Source organism: Chelatococcus sambhunathii (genome assembly GCF_001418005.1).
Taxonomy (GTDB): Bacteria; Pseudomonadota; Alphaproteobacteria; order Rhizobiales; family Beijerinckiaceae; genus Chelatococcus_A; species Chelatococcus_A sambhunathii.
The window spans coordinates 24,090-40,302 of sequence record NZ_LIOL01000017.1; the positions used below are offsets into that span (position 1 = coordinate 24,090).

Sequence of the window (16,213 nt, forward strand, 5' to 3'; positions counted from 1 at the left end):
GTTCCTCATACGCACTCACTGAGAAGGAAGAGAATAGATGGCTATGAAGTTCAAGGCCGGCGATGTCGTCCGGCATCTCCCCGGCGCGGTCAAGGGCTATCTGACCGAGAGCATGTTTCTCAGCTATTCCGGCGGAAAGCACGGGGACACCTATGTTGTCACTGAGGTAGGCCCGACGACTGTTGCGCTGAAGGGCGTTCCGCGCCGCTGGCTCCACGCTCGTTTCGAGAAGGTCGGGGACACCCTCCGCATCAAGGAAGGGGAGACCTACCGCGCCCGCAACGGGCAGAAGATCGGCCCGATGATTGCGAATAACGGGCTCCTCTTCGGTGGCGAATGGGAGTTCTACGTTACGCATGACGTTCCCGGCACCGGTCTCGGGAAAGCGTGGCGGGCTGACGGCACCTTCCGTTACGACCGCAGGGCCGATCCGTTCGACCTCGTGGCGGTGTGGAAGGACGACAACATTCCGTCCGCTGAGGTCGCCATCGGCCCGAAGGCTCCTCCCGTGAAGGTGCTCCCCGGCGACAAGATCAGGGGCTCGGACTGGCGGTACGGCCATCCGGCGTACACTGGACGCGACAAGGTCGGCACCGTTAGCCACGTGCGAGGCGGCATCACCTACCTCCGAGAAGGCGGCGCCGTTTGGGCTGACAATGTCGAGCTAATCGAGCGCATCGAGAAGGCGGACGGCCCGGCAATCGTGGTGCGCGTGTCTGAGTTCGGTAAGCTGGAGGCGGCGGCAAACCCGTACATCCATCCGAACCGCGCGTCGGCAGAAGCCGAGGCCAAGCGCCTTGCCGAGCAGATGCGTGGCGTGGACTTCCGAGTCTACTCGTTCACCCATCTGACGACCGCTCGCGCTGCCCTTCCGGTCATGCCGATGGCGCAGGTCGTGAAGGTGGCGTGATGCCGGCAGTCCTCGTCCTCGCGTGGCTTGTCATTGTCCTAACAGCGCTCGTCGGATGGGTGATGAACATCATCGCCCTTGTCGGGATGCTTGACGGTGCAGTCACGGCACTCTTCATCGCCCGCATCGTCGGCGTCTTCATTGCCCCGCTCGGGGCCGTGCTCGGGCTCTTCGTCTAGCCACCCAGCCCTCCACCAATCGTGACCCTTCGCAGCCCTCGGCAGTCCCGCCGGGGGCTTCGTCTTTTCAGCTCTTAAGCATCCACCGGAAAGGAAAGACCAATGTCCGCTCTTGCAGCGCTCCTCAACCTGTCCCCGCAGGCCCGCAAAATCCACGACCACATGGTCAAGGCGGGCAGCATCTCGGCCCGCGAAGCGATGGCCGATTACGGCATCACCTCGGCAACCCTCGCCCGGCGCATCTGCGACATCGAGGAGGCCGGCTTCGTGGTCAAGCGGGAGCAGCGCGTGCACCCGATCCACAAGCGCAAGTACACCCGCTATTCCATCGACAGCGAGGCGGTCCCTCCTGCGCCCGCTCCTGAGCCGTTCAAGGTCGGCGACCGGGTCCGCGTCAGGGAAGGCTTCCCGGACGAGGAAGACGTGGGCCGCATGGGCAAAGTCATCCGAGTCCGCCCGGCCCACTACACGTTCCCTTTCGAGGTTCTCCTCGACGGAGACAGCGAGCCGTGGCCCGTGAGGGCGACTGAGATCGAGCGGGTGGAGGACTGAAGTGCAGTCACTTCACCAGTTCCTCATCGACTTCCGCACCCGTCAGTGGAACGCGCTGGTAGCCCCGCGCTACCGCCTCATCAACGAGACGGCCACCCACATGATCTTCCTGCACCCGACCAAGGGGCACCGGAAGATCGCCAAGCGGCGGCTCGGCCTGTGAGTCCGGCCGCTCGCCACGACATGGCGTTTCTCGCCATCTCCTTCGGCATTCTCATTCTGGTGATCCTCGCATGAAGAACCCCCTCAAGAAGCCGAAGACCCTCGGGTCCATCCTCGGCACCTTCAATAAGACCCTTGCTGATCTTGATGCCCTCATCAATCGCAACAGCGATCAGATCAGCGCCAACGAATGCGCGATCCTCGACCTCCGGGCTGAGGCCGCAACCCTCAAATCGGAGAATGAGCAGGCGCTGCGCGTCTCGGCTCGCATCAAGGAGTTCGTGTCGTGAAGGCTCCCGTCATCGCAGTTGGTGTTGTCGCCGGCCTGTTCGGCATCTCGACCCTCTTCGGCTCATGGTACACGGTCGGGGAGGGTGAACGTGGTGTGCTCACCCGTAATGGGGCCGTGATCGGCACCGCCAATCCGGGCCTCGGGTTCAAGCTCCCGTTCATCGACGGTGTCGAGAAGGTCTCCGTCCAGACCCGCTACGCCGGCTACAAGAAGGTTCAAGGCTACAGCCGCGACCAGCAGCCGGCAGACATGACCCTGTCGGTCAACTATCGCCTGTCACCCGACAAGGTTCAGGAGATCTACACGCGCTTCGGCGGTGAGGAGGGCCTCGTCGCCCGCCTCATCACCCCACGTGTGCTGGCCGAGACCAAGACGGTCTTCGGGCGCTTCACTGCCGTCATGGCTGTGCAGGAGCGGGACCGCCTCAATAGCGAGGTGCGGGCTGCCATCGCGGATGCGGCCGGCGAGTTCGTCACCATCGAGGGTGTCCAGATCGAGAACATCGACTTCTCGGATGCTTACGAGGCGTCCGTCGAGCAGCGGATGCTCGCGGAGGTGGAGGTACAGAAGCTGCGCCAGAACGCCGAGCGCGAAAAGGTGCAGGCCGGTATCGTCGAGACGCAGGCCGCAGCCAAGGCAAAGGCCGTCCGCGCGATGGCTGAGGCGGAAGCCGAGGCAGTCAAGCTGAAGGGCGCCGCCGAGGCGACCGCCATCCGGGCTCGGGGCGAGGCGCTACGGGATAACCCGTCGCTCGTCGGGCTCGTGCAGGCGGAGCGGTGGGACGGCAAGTTGCCCGCCACCATGGTTCCCGGCTCGGCCCTGCCAATGCTCTCGCTCGGTAAGCAGGTGCAGTGACTCCACCATGAAGCTGCACACCCCAAACACGCGCCTCGGGAACTACTTCGTGGCCCGCATGGACAACGGAGCCCTCACCATCGTGGGGGCGTCCGAAAGCTATGTGGCTTACGAATATGCCGAGGCCCAACTCAAGGCCAGCAAGGGGAAGATCGACGGTGCCACCTACCTGATTGTGCAGGTGGTCGGCGAGTTCAAGGCGGCGGTCCAGCTCGCTTCTGTTCACCCCATGTAGGAGACTGATGTCTTGTGAAGAGCCGGAGGACAGTGAGTTCCTCCAGCACATCCCGTGCCCGTCCTGTGGATCGAGTGACGCAAACTCCCTCTACAGCGACGGGCACCAGTATTGTTTCGCCTGCGGCGCCTATACGCCCGCGAATGGCGAGACATCGAACATGGACAGTAACGCGAAAGGCAGGCCGCGAAGAATGGCCGACTTTGTGTCCGGCGAAACCCAGGCATTGGGTAAGCGCCGGATCACCGAAGACACATGCCGCAAGTGGGGCTACCGGGTCGGCGACTTCAACGGGCACAAGGTCCAGATCGCCGACTACTGGAGCCCGGACGGCGCGGAGGTCGTAGCTCAGAAGCTACGCTTCCCCAACAAAGACTTCACCGTCGTCGGCAAGCTGAAGGAAGCCGGGCTCTTCGGGCAGCACCTGTGGCGCGACAAGGGCAAGCGCATCGTCATCACCGAGGGTGAGATTGATGCCCTGACGGTGTCCCAGCTTCAGGACAACAAATGGCCCGTTGTCTCCGTCCCGAACGGGGCGCAGGGTGCCAAGAAGTCCCTCCAGAAGAACCTTCAGTACCTTCTCGGGTTCGATGAGATCGTCCTCTTCTTCGACAATGATGAGGAGGGTCGCAAGGCCACCGAAGAGTGCGCCCCTCTGTTCCCGCCCGGCCGCTGCAAAGTTGCCCGCATGTCCACCTTCAAGGACGCGAGCGAGGCCATGCAGGCCGGCAAGGGCGGGGAGGTCATCGACGCGATTTGGGGGGCCAAGGTCCACCGCCCTGACGGGGTCCTCAACGGCGCCGAGATGTGGGAGGCAATCGTCACAGACGATGCCGCCGTGGAGGCTGCCGAGTATCCTTGGGAGGGCCTCAACCGCATCACGCACGGGTTGCGCGGCGCGGAGCTGGTGACGATCACCGCAGGCTCCGGCGTCGGCAAATCTGCGGTTGTCCGCGAGGTTGCCCATCACCTTGTCCGCTCCGGCGAGACGGTCGGTATGCTCATGCTTGAAGAGAGCGTGAAGCGCACCGCCAAGGGTCTGATGTCGATTGAGCTTAACCGCCCGATCCATCTCGACCTGACGCCTTGGAGCGCCCTCGACGCCGCCGATCAGGAAGCCCGAAAGCGGGCCTATGAGGCCACGCTAGGGTCGGGGAGGGTGTACCTCTACGACCACTTCGGGTCCACTGAGGTGGACAACCTCCTCAACCGCATTCGCTATCTCGCGGCCGGCTGCGGCTGTCGCTACATCATTCTCGACCACCTCTCCATTGTGGTGTCGGGGCTGGACGATGGCGACGAACGCAAGGCCATTGACGTGGCTATGACCAAACTTCGCACCCTCGTGCAGGAGACCGGCGTCTGCCTCATCATGGTCTCGCACCTACGCCGCCCGGCTGGCGACAAGGGCCACGAGCAGGGGGCGGAGACTTCTCTGTCGCAGCTTCGCGGCTCGCACTCCATCGCCCAGCTTTCGGACATGGTCCTCGGGCTGGAGCGTAACCAGCAGGACGAGAAGACGAAGGACATCACCACCGTCCGCGTCCTGAAGAACCGCTTCTCCGGCGAGACCGGCATCGCAACGCATCTCCTCTTCGACAGGGAGACCGGGCGATTGTCTGAGTGCCGCCCGGAGTTCCTGACGGGGGACACCACGTCGGACGACGGGGACGACCCCTTTTGACCTAACGGTCCCACAAACGGAACTATCCAATGAACCGTAGGCTTCTCTTTGCCGCTCTCGCGGCGCTCGCGCTCGCCGCCTGCACCACCGCCAGCGAGGGCCTGTATTGGGCTCGGCTGGCGACTGACATGGCCGAGATCGTTCTGACCACCCGCTAAGTGACGCACCGTCAGGTGTAGTCACTGCACCTATCGGGCGTCCCCGTGATGGACGCTTGGCACGCTTTATCTTCGACATCGAAACCGATGGCCTCCTAGACGAGCTAACGCGCGTCCACTGTCTGGTCCTAAAGGACATCGACACGGGGGAGGTCTTTTCATACCGGAACGACGGCGACCCCGAGAACCTCCGCAGGCTGGAGGAGGGGGTCCGCAAGTTGGCCGGGGCCGAGCTGATCGCCGGCCACAACATCATCAACTTCGACATCCCCGCGCTCATCAAGGTCTACCCTTGGTTCCGGCCGCGTGGCGTCGTCCGCGACACCATCGTCATGGCCCGTCTCATCTGGCCGGGCGATGTCATCAAGGACATTGACACCAAGCACGTCAAAGCGGGAACCCTGCCGGGCAAGCTATGGGGCGCCTATTCGCTTGAAGCGTTCGGCTACCGGCTCGGGAACTACAAGGGCGACTACAAAGGCCCTTGGGATGCGTGGTCCGAGACCATGCAGGAATACTGCGAGCAGGACGTGTCGGTCACGTTCTCGCTCTGGCAGCGGCTCACCGCCAAGGAATGGGCCGAAGAGTCCATTGAGCTTGAGCACGACGTTGCATGGATCATCTCCCGGCAGGAGCGGTACGGGTTCCTCTTCGATGAGAAACGCGCGGCCCGCTATTACGCCGACTTGGTCCAGCGAAAGGTCGAGCTGGAGGCCGCCCTTCAGGAAGCCTTCCCGCCTTGGGAGGTCGAGACCGTCTTCATCCCGAAGGCGAACAACCGTCCGCGCGGATACGTCAAGGGCGTTCCCTTCACGAAGCGCAAGACGGTCCACTTCAAGCCGACGAGCCGAGACCATATCGCGCAGCGGCTGATCGCCAAGCACGGATGGGATCCGCAGGAGTTCGGCAAAGACGGCAAACCGACCGTAGACGAAGAGGTCCTGTCCTCGCTCCCTTACGAGGAGGCGCGGGTCCTTTCCGAATATCTCATGGTCGAGAAGCGGATGGGCCAGCTCGCCACCGGCAAGGAGGCGTGGCTCAAGCGCGTCGGTTCTGACGGGCGCATCCACGGCAGGGTGACGACGAACGGCGCGGTGACGGGTCGCATGACCCACTCCAAACCGAACATGGCCCAAGTCCCCGGCCTCACCGACAAGAAGACCGGCAAGCCCATGCCATACGGCAGGGACAGCCGGGAGTGCTTCATCGTTCCGCCGGGCAAGACCCTCGTGGGTTGCGACGCGGACGCTCTGGAGCTGCGCTGTCTGGCCGGCTACATGGCCCGCTACGACGGCGGTGCGTACATCGCGACCGTCCTTGAGGGTAAGAAAGAGCTTGGGACGGACATGCACACCGTCAACGCGAAGGCGTTGGGGTGCTCGCGTGATGCCGCAAAAGTCTGGTTCTACGCCTTCATCTACGGGGCGGGCGACTTCAAGCTCGGGACCATCCTGAATGCTCCTTCGGGGCAGGAGATGGCATGGGGCAAGCGCTCCCGCGCCCGGTTCATGAAGAACCTGCCGGCCCTCGGGAAGATCATCGAGAAGGTCCAAGAGAAGGTTGCCAAGAAGGGCTATCTCAAGGGCCTCGACGGTCGCCAGTTGCGGGTGCGCTCGGCGCACTCTGCGTTCAACACGTTGCTTCAGTCTGCCGGCGCGGTGCTGATGAAGAAGGCTCTTGTCATCCTTGATCGAGACCTTCAAGCCGCAGGGTACATCCCCGGCATTCACTATGAGTTCGTCGCCAATGTTCACGACGAGTGGCAGATCGAGGCCGACGACGACATAGCACATGACATCGGAGAACGTGCAGTCACTGCAATTGTACGGGCCGGCGAGCACTTCAACTTCGGTTGTCCCCTTAACGGAAACGCAGGGTACGGCCGCAATTGGGCCGAGACTCACTGACGTGGTCCGGCAGGCTTGGCTCAGCCCGTTCTCAACCAAATCCAACTACGCCCGCCACGAGGCCGATTGGGTGGCCGCTGCGGCTTCCCTCGGGCTCATCACTACGCAGGTTGATCGAGACCTGTTTGGGCACCTCTGGCGGGTAACAGCCAAGGGGCTGGCATCGCTTGCCCCGGAGAAGGACACCGAATGAAGGACATCTTCGGCGTTACGCTGGAGGTGGGCCAAACCGTGGCCGCCTGCATCCAGCCATACCGAAACCGTTACGACCTCATCCCGGCGACCGTCATTGGGTTCACCCCGAAGATGGTTCGGCTCGATGATGGTCGCGGGCGTCACTACCTCATCTCGCATTACAAGCTCGCGGTGGTGAAGCCGGCGTGAGAACCCTCCTGATCGACGCCGACGTGCTCGCCTATCAGGCCGCGTCGGTGGCGGAAAAGGCTGTCGAGTGGGAGCCCGGCTACTGGACGTGGCACTGTGAGTGGTCGGAGGTCGAACGGACCTTCGACGCAAAACTTGAGGAAATCATCCAGACGCTGGACGGGACCGATTACCGTCTGTGCGTGACGGATAGCGAGGGCAACTTCAGGCTCGGCGTTCATCCCGATTACAAGGGGAACCGGAAGAGCGTGAAGAAGCCGCTCCTCCTGAAGCCCTTCAAGCAGTACCTCGTTGACGAGCGCGGGGCCTACTTCAAGCCGACGCTTGAGGGCGACGACTGCATGGGCATCCTCGCCACGCACCCTAAGCTCATCAAGGGTGAGAAGGTCATCGTGTCCATCGACAAGGACATGAAGACGATACCTGGCCCTTACATCAGGTGGGGCACAGAGGACGCGGAGATCGTGGAGATCAGCGGGTCCGAGGCGGACTACTGGTTCCTCCATCAGACCCTCACCGGGGACACGACGGACGGCTACAAGGGATGCCCCGGCGTGGGACCAAAGAAAGCCGACGCGATCCTCGGCACCCCGGAGGAGTTCGCGCAGGTCCCGTTCGCGCTCGCTTGGCGGGCCGTGGCCGAAGCCTATGAGGCCGCCGGGCAGAACGAGGACGACGCGATCATTCAGGCCCGCTGCGCCCGCATCCTCCGCCACACAGACTACGACTACAAGAACAAGAGGCCCATCCTTTGGACGCCCTGAAGGAATGCACTTATTGCGGCAAGCGCGTTAACCGCGAATGCGCAGACACGCGAGAGGCGCTCATGTGCTCGCCGGTTAACCGGAAGATGTACAGAGGTGCAGCGACTGCACCGAAGACGACTTCTGACGGCGGATCGACGAGCTACTACAAGCTACCCGAAGGGGCGAAGGACCTTCAGGATGTGATCGAGGCGAAGAACATGAACTTCGCCATCGGGAACATCTTCAAGGCGTGCTACCGGCTCGGGGAGAAGGACGGCACGTCCGCCGACTATGACCTTAACAAGATCATCTTCTTCGCCCAGCGCGAGAAGGCTCGGCGAACCAAGTGTGCGTCGTCCTGATCCATAAGGAGACCGGGCGGTTCCGCGCCACTACAGGACTGTGTCGCGGCGGCTGGTCCAACTACATCGGCTTTGCGAAATTCTACCCCGACGTTGAGGCGGCGTTCGCGGACCTCCCGAACGACCAGCGCGACCGCGTGAGGCCCGCCTACGTCTACCTTTTCGATGAGCCGATCGGCGAGCTAGCCCCGGCCGATTAACCCCCACTTATAGCCATAGGACACATGGCCGAGCTTCGACCATTCCCTCCGCTGTCCCAAGAACTGATTGAAGCGCTGGACCAACGGTTCCCTGAAAGGTGCCCCAGCGCCGAATGGAGCGACCGCGAAATTTGGCGCCGAGTCGGCCAGCGCGAGGTTGTCCGCCTCTTGATCCGAGAATTGGCGGACCAGAACGACAACATATTGGAGAACCCAATCCTTGTGTAAAATGAGCGGTCGAGCCGCTCGCCTCCAGATGATGCAGGCCGCCGCCGAAGCCGAGCAAGCTCGCGCCGAGGCTGCCCGGTATCAGGAAGAGCAGAGGGCCATTCAGCAGCAGGCCATGGCTCTTCAGGAAGAGCAGCTCAAGTTCCAGAAGGAACAGGCCGAGTACATCAAGCAGGCCAACGAGCGGGCCGAAGCGCTCGCCAGCCGTCCGCCTCCGCCGACCCCATCCGCCCCGGCCGTCATCGTGACCGGAGGCGGCGGTGATGCTCAGGGCCTGATCGACAGTCGCAAGAAGGGTCGAGCCGGCCTTCGGATCGACCTCAACGCCCCGCAGACGGCGGGCTCGACCGGCCTAAACGTGCCGCGAGGCTGACGCTTGGCGAAGGCCGCAACCACTGCGGCAGGTCGCTATGCTCAGCTCCAGACGATGCGCAGCCCGTACCTCGAAAGGGCGAGGGACTGCGCCGAGCTGACCATTCCGAGCCTGATGCCCCGAGGCGGGCACGGCGCGGCAAACGACCTGCCCACACCGTTTCAAGGTATGGGCGCCCGTGGTCTCAACAATCTCTCGTCCAAGCTCATTCTGGCTTTGATGCCGCCCAATCAGGCGTTCTTCCGTTTGATGGTAAGCGATGCCGCGATGGCCCAGCTCACCGGCTCGGCCGAGATGAGGACTGAGATCGAGAGCGCCCTCGGCCAGATCGAGCGAGAGGTGCAGACCGAGATCGAGAGCGGGGCCGTCAGGGTGTCCGCCTTCGAGGCCCTCAAGCAACTCCTCGTGGCCGGCAACGTTCTTCTCTATGTCCGCCCAGACGGGGGCCTTCGGGTCTTCCGTCTCGACCGCTACGTGGTGAAGCGCGACCCCTCCGGCAACGTTATCGAGATCGTCATCCACGAGAAGATTTCACCGCTCGCCCTGCCTGATGAATTGCGGGAGCGGATCGGGGAAACCTCGCGAGGCTCCCACGACACCGTAGACCTCTACACATGGGTGAAGCGCAAGGGGGACCGATACCTCGTCCATCAGGAGTGCCGGGACAAAAAGGTCCCCGGTTCTGATGGCGAGTGGCCTATCGAGAAGTCTCCGTTCCTGGCCCTTCGATGGGCCAAGATCGATGGAGAGGATTACGGCCGGGGCCACGTCGAGGAATACATCGGCGACCTCCGCTCGCTTGAGGGGCTCACTCGCGCCATCGTCGAGGGGACCGCCGCATCGGCGAAAGTGCTCTTTCTTGTGAACCCCAACGGGGTCACGAAGGAGAGGACGATTTCCGACGCGCCCAACTGCGCTGTCCGCTCCGGCGACAAGGACGATGTGAGCGTCCTTCAGGTTGAGAAGTACAACGACTTCCGCGTTGCCCTTGAGACCGTGAACATGCTCCAGCTCCGGCTGGCGCAGGCGTTCCTCCTTACCAGCTCCGTCCAACGGGACGCCGAGCGCGTGACGGCGGAAGAGATCAGGCTCATGGCGGGCGAGTTGGAGGATGCCCTCGGCGGCGTCTATTCCATCCTCGCGCAGGAGTTCCAGCTCCCGCTTGTGCGTCGGTTGATGCACCAGATGGAGATGGATGGACGCCTTCCGTCGCTCCCTCCCGACCTCGTCAAGCCTTCCATCATCACCGGCATGGAGGCGCTCGGAAGGGGGCACGACCTTAACCGGCTCATCATGTTCGCGAGTGTCGTCAACCAGCTCCTCGGGCAGGGCGCTATGGCCCAATTCGGCGAGCCGACGAAGCTCATCGAGAGGGCCGGCGTGGCGCTCAGCATCGACACGTCGGACATCATCAAGTCCGAAGAGAAGCTGGCACAGGAGCAGCAGGCCGCCCAGCAGCAGGCAATGCTCCAGTCCCTTGGCCCGGAAGTCATGAAGGCGGGCCTCAATCAGGAGAGCAGCAATGGCCCGTCGTAAGGCCGATCCGAACGAAACCCCGCAGGCTCCAGCCGAGACCCCTTCGCCGAGTGCAGTCACTGCACCGGAGGAAGCTCCGCCCGCGTCCGTAACCCGAGACCCGTCCGTCGAGAAGATCGGCGGCTTCACTCGTACAACCTTCTGAGAGCATGACAGCATCCATCAGCGTCCCCGCAGCGGAAGCACCGGCGGAACGGCCGGTCGAAACGACCCCGACCAATCCGGCGCTCGTAGCGGCCCCGTCTCAGGACCAGCCGGGCGCCCGCCCCGAGAACGTCCCGGAGAAGTTTTGGGATGCCGAGAAGGGCGCGGTTCGCACTGACGCTCTCCTCGCTTCCTACATGGCACTGGAGACCCGCCTCGGCGGTCAGCAGCAGCCGGACCAGCCGCCGGCCGTTACGCCCGCTCAAGAGGCCCACGTCGAGCAGACGCTCGCGGCCAATGGCCTCGACATTGCCTCGTTCAACGAGGAGTACACGAAGACCGGCGCCCTGTCGCAGGAGAGCTACGAGAAGCTCGCCAAGGCGGGCCTGAGCCGTGAGTTCGTGGACGAGTACATTCGCGGGCAGGAAGCCATCGCGCAGCAGGACATCAACGCGGTCTACGCGGAGGTCGGCGGCGAGGCGGAGTTCCGAAAAATCCAGACGTGGGCGGCGAGCAATCTCCCGCGCCCGGTTCTGGAGGCATTCAACAAGACCGTTGAGTCCGGCGGTCGCGAGGCCCTGACGCTGGCAATCGCCGGCCTTCAGGCCCGCTATGTGGCCGCCAACGGCCGCGAGCCGAATTTGGTCAACGGCACTCCGAGCGGGTCCGTTGAGGGCTTCCGCTCCAAGCACGAGATCATCCAGGCAATGAGCGATCCCCGCTATCGCAAGGATGAAGCCTACCGCGCCGATGTCACGGCCCGGCTGGCAGTCACCCCTTTCTGACAGTCACCCAAGGAAAACCATGCAGAAGGTCCTCGACTTCCTGAAAGGGAAGAAGCGGTACATCGCGGCTGTCGCCGTTGGTGTGATCGCTGCGGTCCAGTATCTCGGCATTGAGGTGCCGAGCTGGATCAAGCTGGCGCTGGCTTCGGTCGGCCTCCAGTAACTGAGAGGGTGCAGCCACTGCACCTGTACGCTTCCCCGGCGGGCAATCCCTGCCGGGTGAGCATTCAATCCTGTGAGTGAAAGCTGCCGCCTCTTCTTAGAGGGGCACATTCAGGTGTCACCAAGAAAGACCTAGCGCAAACCTAGACCCCCTGCGGGGGACAATCTTTCGTGAGTGCAGAGTCGTTCGTGGGAAGCCTAGCAACTTCTCCATACCCTCACAGGAAAATACGACTTTATGTCCAACATTACCCCGTCGCGCCTTGGCCTCGTAAACGGCTCGGGTGCCGACGACGCCCTGTTCCTCAAGCAGTTCTCGGGCGAGGTCATGACCGCGTTCGCCGAGGTCAACGTGATGATGGAGCGCCATCTGGTGCGCACCATCACCAACGCCAAGTCGGCCTCGTTCCCGGCGACGTGGAAGGCATCCTCCTACTACCACGTTCCGGGCACCGAGCTTGCCGGTCAGGCGATCATGCACGGCGAGCGCATCATCACCATCGATGACCTCCTCGTGTCTCCGGTCTTCATCGCTCAGATCGACGAGGCGAAGAACCACTACGACGTTCGTGAGATTTACACGAAGGAGTGCGGCTACTCGCTGGCGAACACGGCTGACCGTAACGTCCTTCAGACGGCGGTTCTGGCGGCCCGTGAGGCGGCGACCCTGACCGGCGCCCCCGGCGGCTCCAAGCTGGACGGCGGCGCGGATATGGTGACGAACGCCAATTCGGCGCTTCTCAACGCGCTGTATCTGGCGGCGCAGACCCTCGACGAGAAGGACATCCCGGAGCAGGGCCGCTTCGCGGTCTTCAAGCCGGCGCAGTATTACAAGCTGGTTCTGGACGACAAGGCCATCCACCGCGACTTCACGGCCGGTAACGGTGACATCCGCACCGGTAAGGTCTTCGACATCGCGGGCATCCAGATCGTCAAGTCGAACCACCTCCCGACCACGAACATCGCGGCCCCGACGGGCTCCCCCAACGTCCCCGCTGGCGTGACCCCGAACGTCGGCCCGCGCCCCCTCAGCAAGTACGCTGGTAACTTCGCGGACACCATCGGCCTCGTCATGGTCCCGAATGCGGTAGGCACGGTTAAGCTCCTCGACCTTCAGGTTGAGGGCGAATACCAGATCAACCGTCAGGGCACCCTCATCGTCGCCAAGTACGCGATGGGCCACGGCATCCTGCGGCCGGAGTGCGCGGTCGAGCTGACGAAGACCGCTCCGTAATCAGTAACAAAGCCCCCGACGCTTCCTCTTAGCGCACCCCCGGGGGCTACTTCCGAAGGGGAGGCTCCAGCGATGGGCCTCCCCTTTTTTTCTTCCGGTGCAGTGACTGCACCCATCAGGGACTGAATGGCTATTTCACTGACGACTGAGCTTGATGCCATCAACACCATGCTCAGCATCATCGGCGAGGCCCCGGTCAACTCGGTCGAAGACACCGGAGTTGTGGACGCGGTCATCGCCCGCCAAATCCTTCACGAGACCATGCGGCAGGTACAGGCCACCGGCTGGCACTGGAACACCGATCACGGCGTAACGCTCGCCCCCACGTTCCCTCTTCCGGGTGACGTTTATGTTCCGGCAAACACGCTTCAGGTGGACGCCACGGACCCGACGATTGACGTGGTCCAGCGCGGCAACCGGCTTTGGGATAAGGGCCGGCAGACCTTCAAGTTCTCATCCCCGGTAATCGTGAACATCACGCGGCTCCTACCATTCGAGGAAATCCCGCAGGCCGCCCGGCACTACATCATGGTTCGCGCCGGCCGCATCTTTCAGGATCGTGTCGTCGGTTCGGAAACCCTGTCCGGCTTCAATGACAGGGACGAGGCCCGAGCCTACGCTCAGCTTCGGAACGCCGAGGCGGAGACCGGCGACTATAATGTCCTGACCGGTAGCTATGCCGTCCGCCGCATCATGGACCGCAGGCCGGGCCGGCTCGTCTTCTGATGGCGGTCATCTCGGGCTCCGTCCCGAACCTCATCAATGGCGTCAGCCAGCAGCCCTTCGCGCTCCGGCTGGCGTCTCAGGCCGAGGCCCAGGTCAACGGCTACTCGTCTGTTGTGGAAGGGCTGACCAAGCGGCCCCCGACCAAGCACGTTGCGCGGATAATGGGGGCGCTCCCCGCCGCCTCCTTCGTCCACATCATCAATCGCGACGTGACCGAGAGGTACGTTGTGGTCGCAGTGGATGGAGACCTCAAGGTCTTCGACCTCGCCGGCAACGAAAAGGTCGTCAACTTCCCGGCTGGAAAGGGCTACCTGTCCAGCGCGAGGTGTAATTTCTCGGCCGTGACGGTCGCCGATTACACGTTCTTTCTCAACCGTGACATGGCCGTCGCGATGACGGAGGAGATCAAGCCGGCTCGTGGGAACGAGGCCATCCTCTACTTCCGTCAGGGAACCTACGCGGCCACCTACACGGTGACGATAGACGCGCTCGATCCGTTCACCTTCACGACCTCGACAACCGATCCGGCGGAGATCCAAACCAACGCCATCGCCACTCGGATGGCCGGTCTCATCAACGCCAACGAGGACTTTCAGGCTGATGTGTATTCCTCCACGCTGCATGTGCGGCGGAAGGACGGCGGCCCGTTTGAGATCAAGAGCGGCGACAGCATTGGCGATACGGCCATCGTCTGCGTGACCAAGCAGACGCAGTCTTATGTGGACCTGCCGGGCAGGGCCGTACACGGCTACCAGTGCGAGATCACCGGAGCGCCGGGGAACGTCTTCGACAATTACTGGCTGGAGTACGACGCAAGCGGCACGGGCGGGAACGACGGTGTCTGGAGGGAAATCGCGGCCCCCGGCCGTAAGATCGCGTTTGACGGGGGCACCATGCCCCACACTCTGGTTCGCAACGGGGACGGCACGTTCACCTTCGCGCCTGCCGAATGGGCCAAGTGCGGGGCCGGGTCGGATGCTACGACTCCCAAGCCCTCGTTCGTCGGGAAGACGATCAACGACATCTTCTTCTATCGGAACCGGCTCGGGTTCATCGCGGACGAGGCCGTCATCTTTTCCCGGTCGTCGGCGCACTTCAATTTCTGGCGCGAGACTGCCACGCAAGTCCTCGATACGGACCCGATCGATGTCGCCACGTCGCACGTCAAGGTGTCCATCCTGCGCCATGCGGTGCCCTTCAATGAGAGCTTGCTTCTGTTCTCCGATCAGACGCAGTTCATGCTCGGGGCTTCGGAGGCTCTGACGCCCGGAACGGTCTCTCTGGATCAGGTCACGGAGTTTGAAACCTCACCGCTGGCTAAGCCGGTGGGGGCAGGCTCGTTCGTCTACTTCTGCACCCTGAAGGGCGATTTCACTGGCGTTCGCGAGTATTATCTCGACGGCGTCTCTAAGACGAACAACGCGAATGATGTGACCAATCACGTCCCGCGCTATGTGGCTGCCGGCGTCTTCAAGCTCGCCGCCTCGACGAACGAAGACATTCTGATCGCGCTCTCTTCCGAGAAGAGGGACACAATCTTTGTCTACAAGTTCTACTACTCAGGTCAGGAGAAGGTGCAGTCGAGCTGGTCAGTCTGGACGCTCGACGCCGGGTGCGAAATCCTCAACGCGGAGTTTATCGAGAACACCTTGTGGCTGGTCATTAAACGGTCAGACGGCGTGTATCTCGAACGCATGGACATCGAGGCGGGCAAGGCTGATGCAGGACTCCCCTACGTTGTTCACCTCGACCGTCGTCTGACCGAGACGCAGGTGCAGTCGCTGCACTTCGACGGCTCGACAACGTCTTTCGATCTTCCCTACACCGAGAGCGAGGATGGGAGCATCGTTCTGGTCTCGCGGCCGGGCGACGCGACCTATCGGCCGGGTGTCGTGGTGCCGTTCCAAAGGAGTGGCTCGACGCTCACCGTCAAGGGAAACCTCACGCACTTCTACGTCGGCGTCCGCTACGCGCTGCGGTACACCTTCTCGCCCCTTCTGGTCCGGCTTAACGCGGCTGGAGGCGGGCAGATCGCCAACACAGAGGGGCGCATCCAGCTTCGCCGGGCGCTCTTGAACTACGCCGACACCGGCTATTTCAGAGTTCACGTGACGCCGTTCCGCCGGCCCACATTCCGGTATCCATTCACCGGGCGCATCGTCGGCTCGGGTCGGAACCTTATCGGCGAGCCCACGCTGGAGACCGGGTCATTCCGGTTCCCCATCATGGCGAACAACATGGGCGTGGAGATCGTCATCGTGAACGACACGCATCTCCCGAGCCGCCTCCTCAATCTCGATTGGGAGGCCCTCTACACTGTCCGAACGCAGAGAATGAACTAGTGCCGCTTATCCGCCCCGCGACGCTGGCGGACTGCGAGTACATGGCGCCGCGCCTCC

20 protein-coding genes are annotated in these 16,213 nt (G+C 62.9%); all 20 read left to right on the top strand.

Annotation, left to right across the window (positions count from 1 at the left end; translation table 11 throughout):
* Positions 1 to 37 precede the first annotated feature (37 nt).
* The 20 genes from ASC46_RS19720 (at position 38) to ASC46_RS19815 (ending at position 16,156) form a co-directional block, all read left to right on the top strand.
* A complete protein-coding gene (locus ASC46_RS19720; RefSeq protein WP_141659729.1) occupies positions 38 to 910 on the top strand; it encodes a hypothetical protein in 873 nt (290 codons plus the stop codon).
* Positions 910 to 1,089 (top strand): hypothetical protein, encoded by a 180-nt coding sequence (locus tag ASC46_RS19725; protein ID WP_055461004.1) that lies wholly within the window; start codon positions 910 to 912, stop codon positions 1,087 to 1,089. The genes ASC46_RS19720 and ASC46_RS19725 overlap by 1 nt, the downstream gene beginning before the upstream one ends.
* Before the next feature lie 102 nt (positions 1,090 to 1,191).
* A complete protein-coding gene (locus ASC46_RS19730; RefSeq protein WP_055461005.1) occupies positions 1,192 to 1,641 on the top strand; it encodes a helix-turn-helix domain-containing protein in 450 nt (149 codons plus the stop codon).
* Position 1,642: 1 nt separating this feature from the next.
* The gene (locus ASC46_RS21425; protein ID WP_157672360.1) at positions 1,643 to 1,804 is read left to right on the top strand and encodes a hypothetical protein; all 162 of its coding nucleotides are present in this window, start codon (positions 1,643 to 1,645) and stop codon (positions 1,802 to 1,804) included.
* A 70-nt stretch (positions 1,805 to 1,874) separates the two neighbouring features.
* A complete protein-coding gene (locus ASC46_RS19735; protein ID WP_055461006.1) occupies positions 1,875 to 2,093 on the top strand; it encodes a hypothetical protein in 219 nt (72 codons plus the stop codon).
* Complete coding sequence (locus ASC46_RS19740; protein WP_055461007.1) at positions 2,090 to 2,950, top strand: prohibitin family protein; 861 nt, start codon at positions 2,090 to 2,092, stop codon at positions 2,948 to 2,950. The genes ASC46_RS19735 and ASC46_RS19740 overlap by 4 nt, the downstream gene beginning before the upstream one ends.
* Before the next feature lie 7 nt (positions 2,951 to 2,957).
* Positions 2,958 to 3,185, top strand: coding sequence for a hypothetical protein (locus ASC46_RS19745; protein WP_055461008.1), 228 nt, complete (start codon positions 2,958 to 2,960; stop codon positions 3,183 to 3,185).
* A 7-nt stretch (positions 3,186 to 3,192) separates the two neighbouring features.
* Positions 3,193 to 4,869 (top strand): DnaB-like helicase C-terminal domain-containing protein, encoded by a 1,677-nt coding sequence (locus tag ASC46_RS19750; RefSeq protein ID WP_072249629.1) that lies wholly within the window; start codon positions 3,193 to 3,195, stop codon positions 4,867 to 4,869.
* Between the two features lie 29 nt (positions 4,870 to 4,898).
* Positions 4,899 to 5,027 (top strand): hypothetical protein, encoded by a 129-nt coding sequence (locus tag ASC46_RS21890; RefSeq protein WP_280949172.1) that lies wholly within the window; start codon positions 4,899 to 4,901, stop codon positions 5,025 to 5,027.
* A 56-nt stretch (positions 5,028 to 5,083) separates the two neighbouring features.
* Complete coding sequence (locus ASC46_RS19755; protein WP_072249631.1) at positions 5,084 to 6,934, top strand: DNA polymerase; 1,851 nt, start codon at positions 5,084 to 5,086, stop codon at positions 6,932 to 6,934.
* Positions 6,935 to 7,123: 189 nt separating this feature from the next.
* Positions 7,124 to 7,318, top strand: a complete 195-nt coding sequence (locus ASC46_RS19765; protein WP_055461011.1) for a hypothetical protein — start codon at positions 7,124 to 7,126, stop codon at positions 7,316 to 7,318.
* Positions 7,315 to 8,082, top strand: a complete 768-nt coding sequence (locus ASC46_RS19770; RefSeq protein WP_055461012.1) for a hypothetical protein — start codon at positions 7,315 to 7,317, stop codon at positions 8,080 to 8,082. Before ASC46_RS19765 ends, ASC46_RS19770 begins: the two co-directional genes overlap by 4 nt.
* A gap of 86 nt (positions 8,083 to 8,168) precedes the next feature.
* Complete coding sequence (locus tag ASC46_RS19775; protein ID WP_245280636.1) at positions 8,169 to 8,426, top strand: DUF3310 domain-containing protein; 258 nt, start codon at positions 8,169 to 8,171, stop codon at positions 8,424 to 8,426.
* Between the two features lie 456 nt (positions 8,427 to 8,882).
* Positions 8,883 to 9,227, top strand: coding sequence for a hypothetical protein (locus ASC46_RS19790; protein ID WP_141659730.1), 345 nt, complete (start codon positions 8,883 to 8,885; stop codon positions 9,225 to 9,227).
* A 3-nt stretch (positions 9,228 to 9,230) separates the two neighbouring features.
* The gene (locus tag ASC46_RS19795) at positions 9,231 to 10,763 is read left to right on the top strand and encodes a portal protein (RefSeq protein WP_210166027.1); all 1,533 of its coding nucleotides are present in this window, start codon (positions 9,231 to 9,233) and stop codon (positions 10,761 to 10,763) included.
* 149 nt (positions 10,764 to 10,912) lie between these two features.
* On the top strand, positions 10,913 to 11,692 hold the full coding sequence (locus ASC46_RS19800; protein ID WP_055461017.1) for a capsid assembly protein: 780 nt from the start codon (positions 10,913 to 10,915) through the stop codon (positions 11,690 to 11,692).
* Between the two features lie 19 nt (positions 11,693 to 11,711).
* Positions 11,712 to 11,855 carry a hypothetical protein gene (locus ASC46_RS21430; RefSeq protein WP_157672361.1) on the top strand — a complete coding sequence of 48 codons (144 nt, stop codon included), beginning with the start codon at positions 11,712 to 11,714 and terminating at the stop codon, positions 11,853 to 11,855.
* 237 nt (positions 11,856 to 12,092) lie between these two features.
* Positions 12,093 to 13,088, top strand: a complete 996-nt coding sequence (locus ASC46_RS19805) for a major capsid protein (protein ID WP_055461018.1) — start codon at positions 12,093 to 12,095, stop codon at positions 13,086 to 13,088.
* A gap of 126 nt (positions 13,089 to 13,214) precedes the next feature.
* The gene (locus ASC46_RS19810) at positions 13,215 to 13,814 is read left to right on the top strand and encodes a hypothetical protein (RefSeq protein WP_055461019.1); all 600 of its coding nucleotides are present in this window, start codon (positions 13,215 to 13,217) and stop codon (positions 13,812 to 13,814) included.
* Positions 13,814 to 16,156 carry a phage nozzle protein gene (locus ASC46_RS19815; RefSeq protein ID WP_055461020.1) on the top strand — a complete coding sequence of 781 codons (2,343 nt, stop codon included), beginning with the start codon at positions 13,814 to 13,816 and terminating at the stop codon, positions 16,154 to 16,156. The genes ASC46_RS19810 and ASC46_RS19815 overlap by 1 nt, the downstream gene beginning before the upstream one ends.
* Positions 16,157 to 16,213 lie beyond the last annotated feature (57 nt).